This window comes from Lentibacillus sp. L22, from assembly GCF_040812445.1.
Classification (GTDB): Bacteria; Bacillota; Bacilli; order Bacillales; family Amphibacillaceae; genus Lentibacillus_C; species Lentibacillus_C daqui.
Window position 1 is genome coordinate 1 of sequence record NZ_JBFNXI010000033.1, and the last position, 20,323, is coordinate 20,323.

Sequence of the window (20,323 nt, forward strand, 5' to 3'; positions counted from 1 at the left end):
GAAACCAAAATATCGTTCATGGAAAAAGAAGTGGTTTTCGCTATATTATGATGAACCAAAAAAAGGCTTTAAATTATTGGATACCAATCTGCTTTCCTTAAGTTTTGGCAAGTTAACAGATGAAGAATACAAGGAATTAAAGAAAAAAGATAAAAAGGCTAAGAAGACCATCAAAATCAAAGTTGGACTTGTGGAAGCGGTAGAACTAAGCGAAACGGAGAGAATCAAAACCCTTCGCATCACAAAGGATCTGGATTCGTATTATGCCATTTTTACAATAGAAGAGGCCAAGGAAATCCCCAAGGTGGAGGAACAATCGTTTATTGTATTTGATCCCAACCATAAGAATCTGGCGGTGGGATTAGGCAGTGATGGAAAATCATATGAATTGAAATCGATGAATGCACTGTTGAAGTATTGGGATAAACGAATCGATGAAATCAAATCAAAACGGGACAAATGTGAAAAATTTAATAAGCTGGTATGCACCCCAAACGTCACCTATTTTGAGCCAAGCAAACGTTGGAAGAGACTCAATCATGCTTTGGAAAAGGCGCAATTAAAACGTCGAGAACAAATGAAGACGTTGTTATTTAGCTATGCGCATTATTTTTCCAAGCGTTACGACGCCATTTACATTGGTGATTATACTCCGACTCCCGATGTGACAAAGTACGGGACGATGAGAAGGGCCATGTTAAATCAAACTCCAGTTGGACAGTTTCGCCGTATATTAAATTGGGTGCAAGCGAAAAGTGGCAAGCATTATCAAAAGATTGATGAACGTGACACAACCAAAACCTGTTGTGTCTGCGGTAATAAAGAGAAAAAAGATCCATCCATTCGCAACTTTACATGTGTAAACTGCGGTACAACGCTTTCTAGAGATATCAACAGTGCAGTTAATATCGGAAAGAAAGCTAAAAAGCGATTGCCTCGCGCAGGCTACATAGGTGTGGAATCCCCTATGTATACAGTGTGGTGGGATTTTAAACAGGCAAAGATTGCTTGTGGTTTGACCCCATCTGCTGGCCTCGGGAAGTAAATCCGAGGGGTGAAACAAACATTCTTCTTGGTAACAGAGAAGAGGTCTTTGATTAATTTTAGGCTTAATTTCGGTTAGGTTTAAATAGACAAAGGAGTGCGGATGCAGGCTAACTGTATCTTCGTTTTTATCACGCATTGACGGACTGTGTTCCTTCAGATCAGTTGGGAGAAACGGAAAGGAACCCCCCACTGAATGAAATTTCACTTTATGATAGAATAAAAAGTGTGACTATGCCAGCTTGCAGTTAGGGTGAAAATCAATGCTTACAATTGAAAATTTATATAAATCATTTGGTGAGAAAATATTATTTAATCATGTGTCCTGCTCGATAGCGGATCAGGATCGCATCGGTTTAATTGGTGTCAATGGTACAGGCAAATCCAGTTTTCTAAAAGTCATTGCCGGAATTGAATCAGCTGAAGAAGGAACCATTCATCATGGGAAAGACTATCAAATTGAATATTTGGCCCAAGAACCGGAATTGGATCCAAATTTAACGGTGCTGGAACAAATTTATTTCGGCGACTCCCAAGTGATGCAGGTGATGCGCGGATATGAGCGAGCATTACAGCAGTTGGAAAAAGATCCGGAAAATGTGAAGGCACAGGAAAATCTATTAACCATGCAACAGCAAATGGATCAGTTCGACGCTTGGGAGGCCAATACCCTGGCGGAAACGGTGTTAACCAAATTGGGGATTACGGCATTTGATCAATATATCGGTGAACTTTCCGGTGGACAAAAAAAGCGGGTCGCAATTGCCAAGGCGCTGATTCAGCCGGCAGATCTATTAATTCTGGATGAGCCGACCAACCATTTGGACAATGAAACGGTTGAATGGCTGGAGAAGTTTTTAGCGAGTTATCAAGGTGCATTATTGCTTGTTACGCACGACCGTTATTTTCTGAACCGGGTAACGAATCGTATTTTTGAATTGAATAAAGGTAATTTGTACACGTATGCCGGTAACTATGAATTATTTTTGGAAAAGAAAGCAGAACGGGAAGCATTGGAACACAGTCTGGAACAAAAACATCAGAATACACTCCGAAGAGAAATTGCCTGGCTAAAACGCGGAGCCAAAGCTCGTTCGACCAAGCAAAAAGCCCGGATTGATCGTGTCGAGGAAATGAAGGAAAAGACCTTTGATACGACTAAACAAGATGTCTCTTTCCAAGCGGGTTCAACCAGGTTGGGCAAAAAAGTCATGGAACTCGAGCATATCGGCAAGTCTTATGATGGTAAAACAGTGTTATCTGATTTTAATTACCTTGTTGTGCCTGGAGAGCGGCTGGGGATTATTGGCCCTAATGGCTCTGGAAAATCAACACTGCTGAATATCATGGCCGAACGGATTGCTCCTGATGAAGGAATCATCGAAATTGGTGAAACGGTCAATCTGGGCTATTATACACAGGGCGACGAAGAGCTTGATGATGGGATGCGGATGATTGACTACATCAAAGAAGTTGCAGAAGTAGTTCATACCAAAGATGGAGATGTCATTACCGCCGAGCAAATGCTGGAACGATTTTTGTTTTCCCGAAGTGAGCAATGGACCTATATTGGCAGACTGTCAGGCGGGGAAAAACGGCGGCTGTATTTATTAAAAGTATTAATGACCGAACCAAACGTATTATTGTTGGATGAACCGACGAACGATTTGGATACCCAAACATTAAGTGTACTGGAAGACTATTTGGAACAATTTCCTGGCGTTGTTATTACTGTTTCTCACGATCGCTACTTCCTGGATCGGGTGGTCGATCATTTATTGGTATTCAGCAGTAATGGAGTGGTTGCCCGCTACAATGGTAACTATACCGAATACTTGGAGCAAGCGGCTGAACAGGCAAATCAGGGGAATTCCAAGGAGTCAGTTACAGAGAAAAAAGAGAAAAAACCAGCGACCAAGAAGAAAAAATTGTCCTATATGGAAAAGCGCGAATGGGAAGGAATCGAGGATGAAATTGCTGCATTGGAAGCAAGACTGGCGGATTTAGAAAAACAAATTGCTGTGGCTGGAAGCGACCTCGAGCAGGTGCAAGAATTATATGAGGAGCAACAGCAGACTGAAGAACAACTAGCAGCAAAAATGGACCGCTGGGCGGAATTGTCTGAGTTGGTGGAGTAGATGCAAACGACCCCCTTTTAAATTGGTGCGAACGGTATGACTAATAGTGCGTGTTCAAAAAGGAGAATCTACCGAGGTTGGACAGGGCCTAATAATTAAATTATTACTATCCGGGGGATGAATAATGCAGATTCGTGAAATTGAAGAAAAAGACAATGAAACAATGGAGCAAATTATTAAACGTTCATTGGAATCATTTCAGTTAAATATTCCAGGAACAGCCTATTTTGACCCTCAACTAGGCTGTCTAGCTCAATTTTACAAGCAACAATCAAATGCAAAGTATTGGGTTGTGGTGAATAATCAAGATGAAGTAGTAGGTGGGGGGGGAATTACACCATTTGGACTTAAGACGGGGATTTGCGAGCTGCAAAAACTATACATTAAACCTGAAGCCCAGGGTATGGGGCTGTCGAGGGAGCTGATGAAAGTAGCACTCGATTTCGCCAAGGAACACTATACATGCTGTTACTTAGAAACATTGAAAAAGCTTAAAGTAGCTAATCTCCTTTACATTAAATTAGGTTTCCAACAACTTGAAAGACCACTGGACGGTTCAGAGCATAATGCTATGGATGCTTGGTATATAAAAGAATTATCGTAAAGGAATAATTTGCAATGAATAACGATTACAGTTATGTCTTTGTACGGCGTCTGTTTAAAGGGTGTTACATATGGTCATGCATGATATGTAGCATCCTTTATTTTTATGAATTGATTTAGGTCTGGATACCATAGATTTCTAAGCGTTTGTATTATTTATTCCGTTCAAAGTGGGACGCGGGGTCTGTCTGGTTTCATTTTCTCCTGGTTTCTTGTAAACTGGTGTAGTGATGAAATGGGGTGTAAGGGTGAAGAAGATTTTTAGTGATATTATTCAATTTCGCGGTACACATTATGGGTTTGGTTATAAACAAGGAACTTTACTAAAGGATTCGTTAACGATAAAAAATCGTGAGCGACAGTGGAAGATTAGACGGCCGCGGTTCACGATTGATATTGGGGAAACAAAGGAGGCAATACAAGCATTTGCTCCCGGTATTTGGGATGAACTGCTTGGACTCCGTGATGCATTGGAATGGGATCTCAAGGACACGCTTCAGGAATTTGGCGGCTACCGATTGGAATATGTGCGCAGTGGCTGTTCGATTTTTACCGGAAAAGATTTCTTGATTCGCAATTATGATTACCATCCAAAAACCTATGAAGGGCGGTTTATGGTATTCCAACCAGCTGATCAGGGATATGCGGTTATTGGTCCGTCCCAGCGAATTACCGGTCGAATGGATGGGATGAATGAAAAAGGGCTTGCTATGGGTTACAATTTTATGCATCGTAAAAAGCCTGGAGACGGATTTATTTGCAATATGATTGGCCGGATCATACTGGAAAGCTGTGCAACGGTGGATGATGCAGTTACAATGCTAAAGGAAATTCCCCACCGTCATTCGTTTAGTTATACCGTGTTGGATAAAAGCGGGGAAACGTATATTGTGGAGGCAACGCCAAGAAGTGTTGAGGTGCGCCAGTCAAATGTATGTACCAACCATTTTGAACTGTTAAAGGATGAAAACCGCCGTCATTTAACGGATTCATATCAACGCCTGGAGGCTATGCAATCGCAAGGACAGGAGATAACCGACGCCTATCAAGCGTTTCGTATGCTGAATGATACAGACAAAGGTGTGTTTTCCGATCAGTATAAAAATTGGTCAGGTACGATTCATACGTCCGGCTATTTACCTGCAGAACAAAAAGTATGGTTTGCTTTAGGTGGTGACCGGGAGCCGGTAGTATTTGATTTTGCAACATGGCTCAAGGGGGACGATTTTATGACGAAACGTGTATTAGGTGAAGTTGATACGGACTTGCCATTTGTGCATATGGATAAGGCTGTCCGTTAATCAATGAAAAGCAGGGGCGGACAAACATGGATCGCGACCACAATGCAAGTCTGAATATGTTGCGTAAAGGGCTTGGGACAGCTGGACAAGATGGTAAGGTGGGGTCATTCACAATCTAATAAAGCAGGGAAGATTAGCATTTATAAATTTGTCACCTCGGTGTCTGGCACGATTTTGTCAGCATTCTTTATTCTTGGGGAGCATCTGACTGTGTCTATCATCGGCGCGTCGGCATTGGTTGCAGTCGGAATTATTGCGATTAATTCCCGAACCAGGCAGCCACAGCGAATGAAGGAAGGGATAGTTGATAGGAATGGGGATCAAGCTTTTCGATATACTTCTTTTATATGCCAATAAAAAATAGTATAATAGTGCGTGTTCAAAAAGGAGGATAAAAAGGACCGAGAAGTTCTAGGCGGCGTAGCTTTGAGCACCGGAGTGTACATAAAAGGTACATGAGGAGCGGAAAAGCAAGCCAACGAGCTTCTTCAAAGGAAGGCCGACTAAAAACGGGCTTTGCGCTCAGGCGTCGGCATACCTCTTTTGCAGGGGCATGTCATTTTTACCGGACTTTTTGAACATCCTCTAATAAAGAGCGTGCACAGAAGGGTGGCTTCAAAACTTTGTTTGGTCTGGAAATTACCTCGGAATCGATCATGATCCTATTAAAAATTATCGCAATTGATATCATACTTTCAGGAGATAACGCAATCGTCATTGCCATGGCCACCAGGAGATTGCCAAAAGATAAGCAAAACAAAGCCATTATTATGGGGACTGTTGGGGCAGTCGTACTACGGATTGTGTTTGCGGTTGTGATTGTCTATTTATTGCAAGTCCCACTTGTCCATTTTATTGGTGGACTGTTGCTTTTGTGGATTGCCTATAATGTTATTGCCGATGATGACGAAAAAACGAATGTTGCATCGGCAAACAGTTTGGGAAAAGCAGTGTTGACCATTATTGTTGCCGATGCGATCATGAGTCTTGATAATGTGGTGGCAATTGCCGGTGCTGCGCGGGGACACCTTGGCTTGCTTGCCCTTGGCGTTGCAGTCAGTATTCCAATCATGATTTTCGGCTCCAAAATCATTGTACGTGTCATGGAGCGATTCAAGTGGATTGCCTACGTTGGTACGGCAATTCTCGCGTGGACAGCTGGGGAGATGATTACAGAGGACGATCTGGTGGTGGATGCCCTTCATTTGGAACACGGGCCATTCACGTATGCCATCATGGTGATTTTGACGCTTGCCGTATTATTATCGGGGTTCATACATAATCAAAGGAGAAAATCATAAGTTGTCACGGAAGGCTTCCTTCGTAAAATTCGGGAGCCTTGTTCTTATTTATATTTTTTCTATGGTTAAGCTAATAAAAACATGGTACAATACGTTTACTTTCCGTAAAATAACATATATTAAGTTTAACAAGGCTGATAGGAAGGGAAAGTAATTTATGAATGAACGGATAAAGTAAACCCGGGATTCATCTACTTCATTCATCCAAACTAACGATTATGGACTTTATACTATTATTTGGGAGGTTGCAGAATTGAAGCTTTTTCAGGTAAGAAAGGGACAATTTGTTTTCTACAAAAATGAATTGCACAAGGTTTATTCAGTCAAACCGATGTTTAAGAAATCTGTCCACTTATATCGGTTAAAGGATATGCAGCAAATCTTGACCAGTGCCAACCAGATTCATCTTTACCGACCGAAACATATGGATTCATTTATTTTCTATGGTCATCGTTATACGATTGATAAAGCCAAAATGCCGGAAAAAGGAGATTATATACTTATTACGAAGCCTGCTCCTGACTTTCTCGATCACTACTCCCTGAATGCAATTGAAAAAGTGGATACGATCGAGGACGGTAATGTGGTGACAACAAGGGATAATGGTGTCAAACATAGTGAGTATGTGACATTGGTGCAGGGGAAATTAGAAGGCAGTCAGGATATTGCGTACTATGACCTTAATCTGGTTTCCGAAGATCAATTAAAAGCGGATGAGTCCCCGGCATTGTTACAGGCAGACGATATTCCATTGAAGCCGGTGGTTGGTGATATTTACTTAGATATAGAAACTGGTATGAAAGCAATGATTGTTGCCATGACTGATAATGAAGTGATTTTTGGGCATGGTGCACATCTGCTTGCCGGTGATCTGATTGACGAAGATCGCTATAAGTTGATTTATCGGGTTGAAGAAGATTTATAATTGGCGATTCTTAAAAAAACGAAAGCTCCCACGAATTGGGGGCTTTTGTTTTTTTATGGAGTTGTTACGAAACATGAAACCAACTATGGGGTGGAATGCTCCATATTTTATGTGAAATTATTTATATGGCCACCACCATAAGCGACAATATAAAATTATTATCACGTTGAACCATCATAAATCATTCCATCTGCGCCAATGCCTTATAACCAACCGTATTAATTGGATCTTTCGGTGACGCATAAGGTGGTGCATAGGCTAGCTCCAATTCAGTTAAATCAGCAACGGTAAGCCTGCCGTTGATTGCGGTTGCCATTACTGCCAAGCGTTTGTCGACCCCTTTCTTGCCGATAACCTGACCACCTAATAATTGACCATTTTCGGGGTCAAACAGAATTTTTAGCGATATTTTCTCCGCACCAGGAAAATAACCGGCGTTTGACAGTGCACCCTGGGTGACGGTTTGAAAAGCAATCCCCGCATCCTGCAAACTTTCACTCGTATTACCGGTACTGCCAACCGTTAAATCAAATACCCTCAGAATGGCGGAGCCGACTGTTCCTTGATAGGGGACTTTTTGACCATAGAGATGATTGGCGATAATAAATGCCTGCCGATGCGCCGGGGAAGCAAGTGCTACATTACGCGGCTGTTTGGTTAGAAAATCCCGTGTCTCGACGACATCACCGAGTGCATAAATTTTTGGATCCGATGTTTGCATCACGTCATTCACTGCAATGGCCCCTGTTTCACCAAGTTCCAGTCCAGCATTTTCAGCCAGCTCGATATTCGGTTTAATCCCTACGGAGAGCAGTGTCATGTCCGTACTTAACGTATCGCCATTGTCCAAATGTAATGTTTTTCCATCACTTGTAAAAGATTCAGCGGATTGTTTTAGTTTTAGTTCAATCCCGTGTTCGCGGACGTGGCGATGCACCAAACCCGCCATATCCTCATCCAGAATATGTAATAGATGGTTTGACCGGTCAACAATCGTACAGTCGATCCCGCGTGCTGTTAAGTTTTCAACCATTTCCAACCCGACAAAACCGCCGCCGACGATCACACAGGTTTGCGGATTCTGTTGCTGAATATAAGCGTTTATCCTATCCATATCCGGTATTGTCCGCAATGTAAATGTATTGTCACGATTTATTCCATCAATAGGCGGGACGATAGCAGAGGCTCCTGGGGAAAGAATAAGTATATCATAAGAAACCTCTCCGATAGCAGATTCATGCTGATAGGCAACGGTTTGGTTATCCCGGTCGATGTTGGTTACCATCGTATGCAGTTGTACATCGACCTTATATTTTTTGGCAAACTTTTCAGCATCAGTTAAAATTGCGTCCCGTTCGTGAATGACCCCACCGAGATAATATGGCATCCCACAATTGGAAAACGCGATATGTCCATTCTGTTCCAACAGGGTAATTTCTGCTTCCTGATTTAGTCGGCGAATTTGTGAGGCAACAGTTGACCCGCCGCCAACTCCACCAACTATAACAATTTTTTGTTTCAACACATACACTTCCTTTGCATGATCTACTTGTAGAATACCCTGGTATGAGGAAAGTTAAGCAAAACAAAAACAGATGCTGAGTCGACATCTGTTTTTGTTTTGCGTCGATTAGATAATTCCCAGAGTGCTCGCAAACACAATAATAATCGTAATCGGTACAAGCCAGCGCATGATTTGGAACCACGCCTGATAAAGACCTGGGGACAATTCCTTGCCATAATTAAATTCCTGTTTGACCAAGCCCCTGTCCATTTTATACGTTACAAAAATCGCAATTAAGAAACAGCCAATCGGCAGCATGATGTTGCTTACAAGAAAATCAGAAGCATCAAATACGGTTAAACCGAATATTTTAAAATTCGCCAAGGTGCTGGACGACAATGCTGCAGGGATTCCAGCGATAAACACGATAAATCCGGAAATCCAGGCCACTTTTGTCCGTGAACGATTATTGTTTGCTGTAAAAGCAGATGTAATAATCTCCAACATACTAAACGATGACGTCAAAACGGCAAATAGGAATAGGAACAGAAACAGGCATAGAAAGACTTCCCCAAACGGCATCTGGGCAAATGCTTCCGGCAATACCATAAACAATAATCCCGGACCTTCTGTTGGCTCCAGACCAGTGGCAAAGACGATTGGAAAGATCGCCAGTCCCGCTAGTAATGAAACAAAAATATTCATAATCGCGACTGTACCCGCAGAAACAGGCAGACTAACATCTTTTTTCAAATAAGAGCTATACGTGATCATCATCGAAAGACCAACGGCCAATGAAAAGAACGACTGTCCAAGCGCGTAAAGGACACTCTCCTTATTGAGACTGGAGAAATCAGGTTTTAGGAAAAAGGACAAGCCTTCCACCGCTCCTGAAAAGGTCACAGCGCGGATCACAATGATAATAAAAAAGATAAATAATAATGGCATTAATACTTTACTTGCTTTTTCAATCCCGTTTTTAATACCAAACGAGATGACGAGGATATTTAAAATAACAAAGATGCCGTGTCCAATAATAGTAATAGCGGGATTCCCGGTTATCGTGGCGAACAGTTCCTGATAATTCGCTCCATCAGTAATAATCATACCAGGGATGGACATCACACAGTAAATGAGGACCCAGCCACCAACAACACTATAAAAGGACATCAGAACAAATCCACCAATAACCCCAAATTTTCCCGTATGTGCGAACATGCTATTTGGTGTAAGCTTCCGGTAGGCGCTAACCGCTTCCTTTTGCGCACCCCTGCCAATGATAAATTCGGCAATAAGTAATGGGAGACCAAGAATAATAGTGAACGCGACAAATAAGAGAAAGAAAGCTGCACCACCATGTACCCCCGTCATGTACGGGAACTTCCAAATAGCACCCAGGCCAATTGCTGCTCCAGCCGATGACAAAATAAAGCCAATCCTAGACGACCATTGATCTGTTTTGTTTTTCATACGTTGGCCTCCAAATATAAAATTGTTTATTCATTAAAATTACCATTAGTTGTTGGTGGGTGCAAGAGGGAAAATCGCGGGTGTAATTATATCATGCAGGTTGATATCCGAGGCTTTGCGGTTGATAGTTTGCAATGAATGGTTGATACTCGCGAGTTTACGGTTGATAATTTATCATGCAGGTTGATACCCGGGAGTTTACGGTTGATAGTTTACCATATAGGTTGATATTTTCGAAGTTACGGTTGATATCTCGCAATACAGGTCGATATCACAAACTAAAAACAGATGCCAGTGCGACACCTGTTTTTAGTTGGCTCTATTAAATAATCCCCAACGAGCTGGCAAATACAATAATAATCGTAATCGGAACGAGCCAGCGCATGATCTGAAACCATGTCTGATAAAGACCTAATGAAAATTCCTTGCCATAATTAAATTCTTGCCTAACCAATATTCGATCCATTTAAATGTGATAAAAATCGCAATGAACAAACAGCCGAGTGGCATTAAAATGTTACTAACAAGAAAATCAGATGCATCAAATGCCGTTAAGCCGAATATTTTAACGTTTGCCATTGTATTGGATGACAGTGCTGCTGGAATGCCGGCGAGAAATACAAGAAATCCGGCAATCCAGGCAACTTTTACCCGGGATCTCTTTTTATTTGCTGTAAAGGCTGATGTAATGATTTCCAACATACTAAAGGATGATGTTAGTATGGCAAATAAGAATAGAAACAGGAACAAGCACAAGAATAGCTCACCGAATGGCATCTGTGCAAATGCTTCCGGCAATACCATGAATAATAATCCCGGTCCTTCTGTTGGTTCCAGTCCAAAGGCAAAGACGATCGGAAAAATCGCCAAACCTGCCAATAACGACACAAAAATATTCATCATCGATACAGTACCGGCCGAAACGGGCAAGCTGATATCCTTTTTCAGGTAAGAACTATAGGTCACCATCACAGAGACGCCGACCGCCAGTGAAAAGAATGACTGCCCAAGCGCATAAAGCACACTTTCGGCATTTAGACTGGAGAAATCCGGTTTTAGGAAGAATGCCAACCCTTCCGATGCACCAGGAAATGTTACAGCACGCAACACAATGATTATAAAAAAGATAAATAATAATGGCATTAATATCTTACTTGCTCTTTCAATGCCGTTTTGAATGCCGAATGATACGACAATAATGTTTAAAATGATAAAGATGCCATGTGCAATAATGGTAATAACAGGGTTTCCAGTTATTGTGGCAAACAGTTCTTGATAATTCGCTCCATCGGTAATAATCATGCCAGGAATGGACATCACGCTATAAACAAGCACCCAGCCACCGACAACACTATAAAACGACATCAGGATAAAGGAACTAACAACGCCCCACTTTCCAATATGGGAAAAAATACTATTGGGGGCAAGCTTTTGATAGGCACTAACCGCTTCCTTTTGCGCACCTCTGCCAATGATGAATTCGGCAATTAATAATGGGAGACCAATAATAATGGTGAATGCGATGAATAAGAGAAAGAAGGCACCGCCACCATTCATTCCCGTCATATATGGGAATTTCCAAATGGCACCCAGGCCAATCGCAGCACCAGCTGATGATAAAATAAAGCCGATTCTCGATGACCACTGATCTGTTTTGTTTTGCATAAATTGGCCTCCAAAAAATGATAAGTTTACTAATAAAAGTTACCATTAGTGCTGGTAGAGTGCAAGAGGAAGACAAGGCGATTAGCGACAAGGCAATTTTATCTGGCCGGTTAAGCTCTGTTTGATTTGCGGTAACTGATTGATTCTGAAGGTTTGTTTAACATTGATTATTTTAAACAACCGGATACTTTGTATTGAATTGATTTAATCCAAAAATTGCTGGTGGTGTGGTATTTATACAAAAAACAGATTGCGTCCGATGCCAGATTAAAAATAATATCGAGGGAACCAAAGTGAAAAAATAATCCCTCAGCGCCTGTCAAACGCATGCGAGGGGTTATTTTTTATGCGGAAGGTTCAATTTATATTGCGGGATTTCAAGAAGGCCTCAAACAGTGGAAAACCTTTTTAAAACAAGATGGCTATCTAGTCTGTAGTGAAATTTCTTGGTTGCATATGAACCCATCCAAAGAAAGCAAAGAATTTTGGGAGCAAGGATATCCAGAAATCAATACCATTCCCAAAAAAGTGAACCAAATCATCAATCTGCCTATCTCTTTTCATTTGTTTTACCCAGGGAAGATTGGACAAGCGAATATTACAATCCACTTGATAGTAATCTCAAAAAAATGGAACACAAGTATCATCGTACTCCTGCTGCTTTGGATGTAGTGAACATGATTAAACAAGAAATAAATCTTTATTATGAACATTCCCATGACTTCGGTTATGTGTTCTACGGTATGAAAAAAATTAATACATGTACTTGAATGTATAGGTTTATTTATATAAAGAAGACAGCAAATGAAAAAGTAACTTACCCAGTTTGCTTCACAGGCAGCCAGGTAGTTACTCTTTCTGTTCGGACAATATCAACAATCAAAGATGCTCAAAGCTCCGTCCGTATCTCCCACAACTCCGGAAAGAAATAATGCTCCAATACTTTTTTCAAATATCCCACACCGGATGATCCGCCGGTGCCTTTTTTATGCCCGATAATTCGTTCGACTGTTTTCATATGACGGAAGCGCCATTGCTGGAAGGAATCTTCTATATCTACGAGTTTTTCGGCCAGCTGGTATAAGTCCCAATGGGTATCGACATCCTGATAAACTTGTAACCAGGCCTTTTTGACCGATTCATCTTTTTGATACATCTTTGTAACATCTCGATTTAATACTGCATCATGGATCGCAAAACCGTTTCGGGCGAGGGCGCGAATGGCTACATCGTACAGTCCCGGCGCTTCATATGCTTCCTGTAATGTGGCGTGAATTTCCGGATCCTTTTGATAGATTTTTAGAATAAATGGTGTTTTATAACCAAGTACAAACTCGACCAGCCGGTATTGATAGGATTGAAATCCGGATGCGTTGCCTAATTTATCGCGAAACTCCATATATTCTGCTGGGGTCAAAGTGGACAGCACATCCCAGGCTTGAATGATTTGTGTCTGGACTCTGGAAACACGGGCAAGCATTTTGAAGGAAGCCTGTAATTCATCCGCTTCAATCGCTGCGATGGCCGCCTTTGTTTCGTGAATAATCAGTTTCAGCCATAATTCAGAGACATGATGAATAATAATAAACAGCATTTCATCATGATGTTCCGTTAATCGTTTCTGGCTGGACAATAATCGATCCAGCTGTAAATAATCGCCGTACGTCATTTTTTCCCGAAAATCGGTATGAATGCCTGTTTCCGATGAAAAGGTTTCTCCGGACTTTGTCATCAAACACCCTCCTTAATCAATGGCACGCAACACCGCACGGACCGGACTGCCATCCGCACCATGAATAGCCAGTGGCAGCGCGATCAATTCATAGTTTCCTGTCGCTATCTGATCAAGCATGATGTTTTCCAAGATAAAAATATCATGATCATGTAATGCATGATGGACTTCCAGTTCTTTACTGTCTGGATCGTCAACGGATGGCATATCAACGCCGAGTAATCGGATCCCTTGCCGGTGCAGCCACGGACTGATTGCGGGATCAAGTGCGGGAAGTTTTTCCGGGAATCGTTCCGGGTTATTCGGCAGACTCGTTTTCAACAACACACGCGTAACATCCGTGTCCCATTCAAACTGTTTTAATACGTCCACCGTAATCGTATCGGTATGACTGACATCAATAACGGCTGCTTTTCCAACATAAATATCCAGGTCAAGCTGATCGACTGTTGCACCATCATTGTCAAAATGAAACGGTGCATCAATATGGGTGCCCATATGCAGGCTGGTGGTGATTTGCCCGATGTTGGCGGAGCCGGACTCTTCTTTCGTATAGGTTAACTCATAGGAAAAAGGGGTATCCCCGGGCCAATGAGCTATTGTATTTGTTAATGGTTGGGAAATATCAATCCATTGTGCCATTATGCAATTACCTCCCGCTTGTTTGCATATTTTTTATAACGTTCTTCCGCCATGATTGACTTTAAAATTTCAACGGTTTTATATACATCCGTAAAGGTATTGTATAATGCCACAGGTGCCAGACGAATGCCGTTTGGTGCGCGGAAATCGGGAATCACGCCTGCTTCTTTTAGTGCCTTGCAAATTCGGGCTGCTTCCGGATGGACGAGCAAAACATGGCCACCGCGATTACTATCATCTTTCGGACTAGCAATGGTAAAGCCATACCCGTTAAGTTCCGTTTCGACTAATTCCATGAGATAATTGGTTAAACTTAGAGACTTATTACGAATTCTGGTGATGCCTGCTTCGGCAAATAAATCCAATGCCCCAATTAATGGTGCCATGCTTAAGATATGCGGTGTCCCGATTTGGTAAGCACCAGCATCATCGGCAGGGGTTAATGTATGCTCCATATCAAATTGTACATCTTTATTTGAACTAAACCAGCCGGCAAGTCCCGGTTTGTTGCCGAAATGGCGTTGATTAACATACAAGCCGGCAACACTGCCCGGACCACCGTTTAAATGTTTGTACGTACACCAAAAAGCAAAATCCACACCCCATTCCGATAGCTGATGGGGGATCGCACCGATTGAATGGCATAAATCAAAACCGATCAATATATCACGTTTATGTGCTTCATTTGTTAAAGTTTCCATATCCAAAATTTGACCACTGCGATAAAGCACTCCAGGTAACACAATCAAGGCAATATCATCGGTCATATGGGCAACGATGTCTTCTGTGGCAAGTGTATGCCCATCACGACTCGGAATTTTCACCAGGTTTTCAGAATCATAGCTGTGTAATGCCAGCTGACTGGTTAAGGCATAGATATCAGAAGGAAAATTTAAGTCGTCTGCAAGAATTTTTGTTTTGTTTCCTTCTGGTTGAAAGAAACTGGCCACAAGTTGATGCAGATTGGTTGTGGTTGACCCGGTGACAATCACTTCTTCGGGTGCTGCGCCAACAAGCGGAGCCATTTGAGATCCCAAGTTTTCCGAGAGAGTAAACCAGGGATGTTCCCCTTTTGACCAGCCATCAATTGCGTGTTGTTTCCATGAATCTAGCATGTTTGCTACTGCTTGTTCCGCTCTTCTGGAAAGAAGCCCCAACGAATTACCGTCCAAATAAATCTTTTCATCGGAAATGTAAAATTCATTGCGGAAATGACTGAGTGAATCCTGGCTATCCAGGTATTGCGCATAGCTTTTCTGTGTAATCATGTATGACACCTCGACTATGTAAAATAAAATTTTTGTATTAAAAAGGGATTCCCCCAATAAATATAGAATAATAGAAACAGGCCATAAATGCAAACGCTTACAGCAGAAGGGAGTGAAATAGGGGAGTTTTCGCCGGTTGTTGGAAAAAGACAATTGTTATAAGGGGGATTTCCATTGGTGAATTCAGCTTGGTCGTTGATTCCGCCGATTTTAGCCATTGTCATGGTGTTATTGACGAAGCGGGTGTTGTTATCACTTGGTGTTGGAATTATCGCTTCGGCCTTTTTTATCAAAAGTTTTCATGTTGTTGCATCGCTTGGAATGATTTGGGAGGCATTTAAAGGAGTATTTGTCGAGGACGGCGGCGTGAATACGTGGAATGTCTATCTCCTGTTGTTTGTGCTGCTGTTGGGAATTTTAACTGCACTTGTCAGCATGATGGGCGGAACGAAGGCATTTGGGGATTGGATGATCAAACGGGTTAAGACAAGAGCCGGTGCGCAAATGATGACGGCGGTCTTGGGAATCATTATTTTTATTGATGATTACTTTAACAGTTTGACAGTTGGTCAGGTAGCAAAGCCTGTTACTGATAAACATCGGGTATCCCGGGCGAAATTGGCCTATATTGTTGACTCGACATCTGCACCGGTATGTGTGGTTGCACCAGTCTCCAGCTGGGGTGCATACATTATCGGTATTTTAGGTACGGTGCTGGCAGCTCAAAGTGTGACCGGTCACACGGCGCTTGGTGCGTTTTTGCAGGTGATTCCCATGAATTATTATGTTTGGTCGGCGCTGGGAATGGTTTTTATCATCGCCTTGTCACGGATGGAGTTCGGACCAATGAAAGTGCATGAAACACGAGCCATTCGGACTGGAGAAGTTCTTGATCCAGATAAGAAAGAACGGGTTGATACTACCTCCCATCTGCCGGTAAGTAGTATGGGGAAAGTTCGCGATCTGATCATTCCGATAGCTACCTTATTCATTGCAACAGTTATCTTCATGTATGTAAATGGACGGGGAGCAGTGGAAGGGGAAGAGACGTTTATTAATATTTTTGGTGCTGCGGATGCCTCAGAATCATTATTATACGGTGGATTAATCGGAATCGCTGTTACGTTGATTTTATTTTTTCGGCATATAGCGAAAGGGAAATTAACAGCAGAGCACATTGGCATTGGTATCTATGAAGGGGCAAAATCAATGATTCCCGGCTTTATGATTTTGATTTTTGCCTGGGCGATTGTGTTTTTGATCGATGAACTTGGAACGGGGGAATATTTGGCTGGTGTTGTTAATAATGCGCATATTAGTCCGGCATTTTTGCCAGTTATTATGTTTGTGATTGCCGGGTTTATCGCTTTTGCTACTGGCACATCATGGGGAGCATTTGGTATTTTGCTGCCGATTGCTGGTCATATCGCTGCAGCAACGGACATTGAATTGATTTTGCCAATGTTTGCAGCTGTCCTTGCTGGTTCGGTCTTCGGGGATCACTGCTCGCCCATTTCCGATACAACCATTCTGTCATCCACCGGCTCCAGTTGTCATCATATTGACCATGTAACAACACAGATTCCCTATGCATTGCTATCTGCAGGAATAGCCGGAATCGGATACATTGTGTTAGGCATCACCGGTAATACCTGGATTGGCCTGCTTGCCGTGTTTGTTTGCTTAGGGTTATTCCTGGCCTTAACCAGAAGTACTAAAAATTCAAGGGATGCAGGCGAGACGGTTGCTCAATAAAGCTTTGTTGTTGAAACGTTAACAGTGAATGATGAACTATTGCAAATTTTTAATAGATGATTTACACTAATATTAGTTGATCGAAATGTCGTTTCATTTGATGAAATGGAGGGTGGATATGTCGATCGTTGCTGACAAAGTTGCAAGCTTGCCGCCTTATTTATTTGCTGCGTTCCAAAAGAAGAAGCAAGAACTTGTAGCAAACGGGGTGGATGTGATTGATTTGGGGGTTGGAGACCCTGATTTGCCAACACCGGATTTTATTATTGATAAGCTGGTGGAGACTGCGAAAGATCCTGCTAATCACCGCTATTCCACATATAGTGGTTGTCGGGAATACCGGGAAGCTGTAGCAGCGTTTTATCAAAGCCATTATGGTGTCACATTGGATCCGGAAACAGAGGTGCTTGCCTTAATTGGTTCCAAAGAAGGAATTGCTAATTTGATGCAAGCGGTGTTGAATCAAGGTGATATGGTACTTGTCCCTGATCCGGGATACCCCGCATACCAGACGGCTGTGCACCTTGCCGGCGGAAAAAGTGTTCCAATGATACTTGATGCAGATCATGGATATGTACCACTGCTTGATCAAATCCCTGCTGTTGATCGGGAAAAAGCCAAACTGATGCTGCTGAATTACCCGAGTAACCCGACCGCAGCTACTGTTTCTTTAAACACATTTGAGAAAGCGGTTGCATTTACCCGGGAAAATCATATCTTGTTGGCGCATGATGCTGCCTATGATTTGGTCACGTTTGGCGATTATCAGGCGCCAAGCGTTCTACAGGTGCCTGATGCCAAAGATTATGCGGTGGAATTTGGTTCATTATCGAAAAGCTTTAACATGACCGGCTGGCGGATTGGATATGTCGTTGGCAATAAAACAGTGATCCAGGCACTTTCAACGTTGAAAAGCAACATTGACACCAGTCAATTTTTACCGATTCAGCAAGCCGCAGCTACCGCATTACGAAGTGATCTCACAGCGGTTAGAGATCATGCAAAGATTTTTCAAAAGCGCATGATAAAGCTCCACCGTGGACTGACTGATGCCGGAATCGAGGCGGCAAAACCGAGGGGAACGATATTTATGTGGGCGAAAGTTCCCGCCGGATTTACCTCGCTGGCGTTTGCCAACAAATTGCTGGAAGAGGCTGGGGTGATTGTCACACCAGGAACTGCATTTGGCGAAGCAGGGGAAGGATATTTCCGCATTGCCCTGACCGTAACATCTTCCCGGCTGGATGAGGTGGTCGAACGAATCAAAGCAATCAATTGGAAGGGGAAAGCGGCTACATGACCAAAACAAAAAAACAAACAGGTGCCCAGGCGATCGTGGAATGTATGAAACGTGAGGGGGTCACAAAGGCGTTCTGTGTACCTGGAGAAAGCTATTTGCCTCTATTGGATGCATTGTATGATGAAACGTCGATCCAGGTTGTTTCCGCCCGACATGAAAGTGGTGCAGCCTTTATGGCAGAAGGGTACGGCAAGTCATCATTAAAACCTGGTGTAGTGCTGGCGACAAGAGGCGTCGGTGCGGCAAACCTGTCAATTGGGGTGCATACCGCCTATCAGGATTCCACCCCAATGGTCGTTATGCTAGGTCAGGTACACAGCAAATTCCGCGGGCGTGAGGGGTTTCAGGAAGTTGATCTGGATCAGTGGTTTCAGCATATTGCTAAGTGGGCTGTAGAAATTACCGCTGCTGAACGGATTCCTGAACTCGTGCAACGGGCTTTTCGCATCGCCCAATCCGGCAGACCTGGCCCTGTCGTTATTTCGTTACCCGAGGATGTGTTGCCAGTTACCGCGGAAATGCAGTTTGGGTCGCGGTTTATGAAACCAACACCTGCCCCGGCCAAACAGGAAATAGCGGAAGTAGAGCACCTGCTTACCCAGGCCAGACATCCGCTAATCATTGCGGGGGGCGGGGTGAAGGCATCTCAAGCGGAAGAAGCATTGCAATCGTTTGCCGAGAAATTTCATTTTCCGGTAATGGCTGCGTTTCGCCGACAAGACGCATTTCCGAACGATCATCCTTTATATGTCGGTCATCTAGGACTTGGCACGAATAAACAAGTCTTGCAAACGGCGAAGGAGGCTGATGTGATTCTGGCATTAGGCACCCGGCTATCGGAGGTAACAACACAGGATTACAGCATTATCGATGCCGGTAAAAAGTTGATTCATATCGACATTGACCATGAATCAATCGGCAAGGTCTATGCTCCGGTCATCGGGATTGTCGCTGATCTTCGTGAAGCACTGGCGCATTTACAAGAGATGAAATTATGGATCCGTCCATGGAAAGAATGGGTCAAAGAACGACGCCAGGCATACGAATCAATCAGCGGCTTAACGGTCATGCCAGACGATCCGTTGAATAAGCATGTGGTCGCAACACTGGCCGATAAACTGCCAAAAGATGCGCTGTTGACGAATGATGCCGGGAACTTTGCCGGGTGGCTCCATACCTATTATTCTTTTGCCGAAAAACATACGTATGTCGGTCCAACCTCTGGAGCAATGGGGTATGGGATGCCGGCAGCACTCGGGGCAAAACTGGCTTTTCCGGAAAAAACAGTTGTATCCCTATCTGGTGATGGCGGTTTTATGATGACGGTTCAGGAACTGGAGACAGCCGTCCGCAACCAGATTCCTGTCATAAGTTTGGTATTTAATAATAACATGTATGGAACGATTCGGATGCACCAGGAAATTCATTATCCGAAAAAGGTTATGGCTACGGATTTAGGGCAAGTATCATTTGCTGATTTGGCTAAAAGTGTTGGGGCGAACGGTTATTGTGTACGTTCAGCTGAGGAATTTGCCCGCATTTTTGATGAGGTATTAGCGGCTAAGCAGACCAAACCAACAGCAATCGAGATTATTACTGATCCAGAACAAATTTCGGTTTCCGCAACGATTCAGGGGCTTCGGGATCATTAACAATTTAATAACGTCATAGATAA

At 42.9% G+C, this 20,323-nt stretch carries 15 protein-coding genes and 1 pseudogene; 10 read left to right on the forward strand and 6 right to left on the reverse strand.

What is annotated here, in order from left to right; all coding sequences use genetic code 11:
* From ABRT01_RS13230 to ABRT01_RS13260, 7 genes are all read left to right on the forward strand, one after another.
* Positions 1 to 1,045, forward strand: a 1,045-nt coding sequence (locus ABRT01_RS13230; protein ID WP_367747744.1) for an RNA-guided endonuclease InsQ/TnpB family protein, incomplete at its 5' end; no start/stop codon positions are given.
* Positions 1,046 to 1,307: 262 nt separating this feature from the next.
* Positions 1,308 to 3,182, forward strand: coding sequence for an ABC-F family ATP-binding cassette domain-containing protein (locus ABRT01_RS13235; protein ID WP_269410139.1), 1,875 nt, complete (start codon positions 1,308 to 1,310; stop codon positions 3,180 to 3,182).
* 124 nt (positions 3,183 to 3,306) lie between these two features.
* On the forward strand, positions 3,307 to 3,786 hold the full coding sequence (locus tag ABRT01_RS13240) for a GNAT family N-acetyltransferase (RefSeq protein ID WP_367747748.1): 480 nt from the start codon (positions 3,307 to 3,309) through the stop codon (positions 3,784 to 3,786).
* Positions 3,787 to 4,033: 247 nt separating this feature from the next.
* Positions 4,034 to 5,086, forward strand: a complete 1,053-nt coding sequence (locus ABRT01_RS13245) for a C45 family autoproteolytic acyltransferase/hydrolase (protein ID WP_367747751.1) — start codon at positions 4,034 to 4,036, stop codon at positions 5,084 to 5,086.
* A 210-nt stretch (positions 5,087 to 5,296) separates the two neighbouring features.
* Complete coding sequence (locus tag ABRT01_RS13250) at positions 5,297 to 5,443, forward strand: hypothetical protein (RefSeq protein WP_367747754.1); 147 nt, start codon at positions 5,297 to 5,299, stop codon at positions 5,441 to 5,443.
* A gap of 299 nt (positions 5,444 to 5,742) precedes the next feature.
* Positions 5,743 to 6,387, forward strand: a complete 645-nt coding sequence (locus tag ABRT01_RS13255; protein ID WP_269410135.1) for a TerC family protein — start codon at positions 5,743 to 5,745, stop codon at positions 6,385 to 6,387.
* A 253-nt stretch (positions 6,388 to 6,640) separates the two neighbouring features.
* Positions 6,641 to 7,312: a hypothetical protein gene (locus ABRT01_RS13260; protein WP_367747756.1), complete on the forward strand. Its 672-nt coding sequence runs from the start codon at positions 6,641 to 6,643 to the stop codon at positions 7,310 to 7,312.
* Between the two features lie 181 nt (positions 7,313 to 7,493).
* On the opposite strand, the gene ABRT01_RS13265 is transcribed toward ABRT01_RS13260, so the two are convergent.
* The 6 genes and pseudogenes from ABRT01_RS13265 to kynU all read right to left on the reverse strand — a co-directional run bounded on the left by ABRT01_RS13265 (position 7,494) and on the right by kynU (position 15,593).
* Positions 7,494 to 8,837 carry a CoA-disulfide reductase gene (locus ABRT01_RS13265; RefSeq protein ID WP_269410133.1) on the reverse strand — a complete coding sequence of 448 codons (1,344 nt, stop codon included), beginning with the start codon at positions 8,835 to 8,837 and terminating at the stop codon, positions 7,494 to 7,496.
* 105 nt (positions 8,838 to 8,942) lie between these two features.
* Complete coding sequence (locus ABRT01_RS13270) at positions 8,943 to 10,286, reverse strand: sodium-dependent transporter (RefSeq protein ID WP_269410132.1); 1,344 nt, start codon at positions 10,284 to 10,286, stop codon at positions 8,943 to 8,945.
* Between the two features lie 322 nt (positions 10,287 to 10,608).
* A pseudogene (locus tag ABRT01_RS13275) lies at positions 10,609 to 11,951 on the reverse strand (sodium-dependent transporter).
* An 889-nt stretch (positions 11,952 to 12,840) separates the two neighbouring features.
* Positions 12,841 to 13,683: a tryptophan 2,3-dioxygenase gene (gene kynA / locus ABRT01_RS13280; RefSeq protein WP_269410130.1), complete on the reverse strand. Its 843-nt coding sequence runs from the start codon at positions 13,681 to 13,683 to the stop codon at positions 12,841 to 12,843.
* A 12-nt stretch (positions 13,684 to 13,695) separates the two neighbouring features.
* Positions 13,696 to 14,325, reverse strand: coding sequence for an arylformamidase (gene kynB, locus ABRT01_RS13285; RefSeq protein ID WP_269410129.1), 630 nt, complete (start codon positions 14,323 to 14,325; stop codon positions 13,696 to 13,698).
* Positions 14,325 to 15,593 (reverse strand): kynureninase, encoded by a 1,269-nt coding sequence (gene kynU, locus ABRT01_RS13290; RefSeq protein WP_269410128.1) that lies wholly within the window; start codon positions 15,591 to 15,593, stop codon positions 14,325 to 14,327. The genes kynB and kynU overlap by 1 nt, the downstream gene beginning before the upstream one ends.
* A gap of 177 nt (positions 15,594 to 15,770) precedes the next feature.
* Between kynU and ABRT01_RS13295 the strand changes: the two genes are divergently transcribed.
* The 3 genes from ABRT01_RS13295 (at position 15,771) to ABRT01_RS13305 (ending at position 20,300) form a co-directional block, all read left to right on the forward strand.
* Positions 15,771 to 17,348 carry a Na+/H+ antiporter NhaC family protein gene (locus tag ABRT01_RS13295; protein WP_367747793.1) on the forward strand — a complete coding sequence of 526 codons (1,578 nt, stop codon included), beginning with the start codon at positions 15,771 to 15,773 and terminating at the stop codon, positions 17,346 to 17,348.
* Positions 17,349 to 17,466: 118 nt separating this feature from the next.
* Positions 17,467 to 18,648, forward strand: a complete 1,182-nt coding sequence (locus tag ABRT01_RS13300; protein WP_269410127.1) for an LL-diaminopimelate aminotransferase — start codon at positions 17,467 to 17,469, stop codon at positions 18,646 to 18,648.
* Positions 18,645 to 20,300, forward strand: coding sequence for a thiamine pyrophosphate-dependent enzyme (locus ABRT01_RS13305; protein ID WP_367747763.1), 1,656 nt, complete (start codon positions 18,645 to 18,647; stop codon positions 20,298 to 20,300). Before ABRT01_RS13300 ends, ABRT01_RS13305 begins: the two co-directional genes overlap by 4 nt.
* Positions 20,301 to 20,323 lie beyond the last annotated feature (23 nt).

Excerpts from the sequence above, each read along its gene's own strand:
- ABRT01_RS13235 (WP_269410139.1), top strand. The coding sequence starts at position 1,308 with ATGCTTACAATTGAAAATTTATATAAATCATTTGGTGAGAAAATATTA.
- ABRT01_RS13240 (WP_367747748.1), top strand. The coding sequence starts at position 3,307 with ATGCAGATTCGTGAAATTGAAGAAAAAGACAATGAAACAATGGAGCAA.
- ABRT01_RS13255 (WP_269410135.1), top strand. The coding sequence starts at position 5,743 with ATGATCCTATTAAAAATTATCGCAATTGATATCATACTTTCAGGAGAT.
- ABRT01_RS13270 (WP_269410132.1), bottom strand. The coding sequence starts at position 10,286 with ATGAAAAACAAAACAGATCAATGGTCGTCTAGGATTGGCTTTATTTTG.
- kynA (WP_269410130.1), bottom strand. The coding sequence starts at position 13,683 with ATGACAAAGTCCGGAGAAACCTTTTCATCGGAAACAGGCATTCATACC.
- kynB (WP_269410129.1), bottom strand. The coding sequence starts at position 14,325 with ATGGCACAATGGATTGATATTTCCCAACCATTAACAAATACAATAGCT.
- kynU (WP_269410128.1), bottom strand. The coding sequence starts at position 15,593 with ATGATTACACAGAAAAGCTATGCGCAATACCTGGATAGCCAGGATTCA.
- ABRT01_RS13300 (WP_269410127.1), top strand. The coding sequence starts at position 17,467 with ATGTCGATCGTTGCTGACAAAGTTGCAAGCTTGCCGCCTTATTTATTT.
- ABRT01_RS13305 (WP_367747763.1), top strand. The coding sequence starts at position 18,645 with ATGACCAAAACAAAAAAACAAACAGGTGCCCAGGCGATCGTGGAATGT.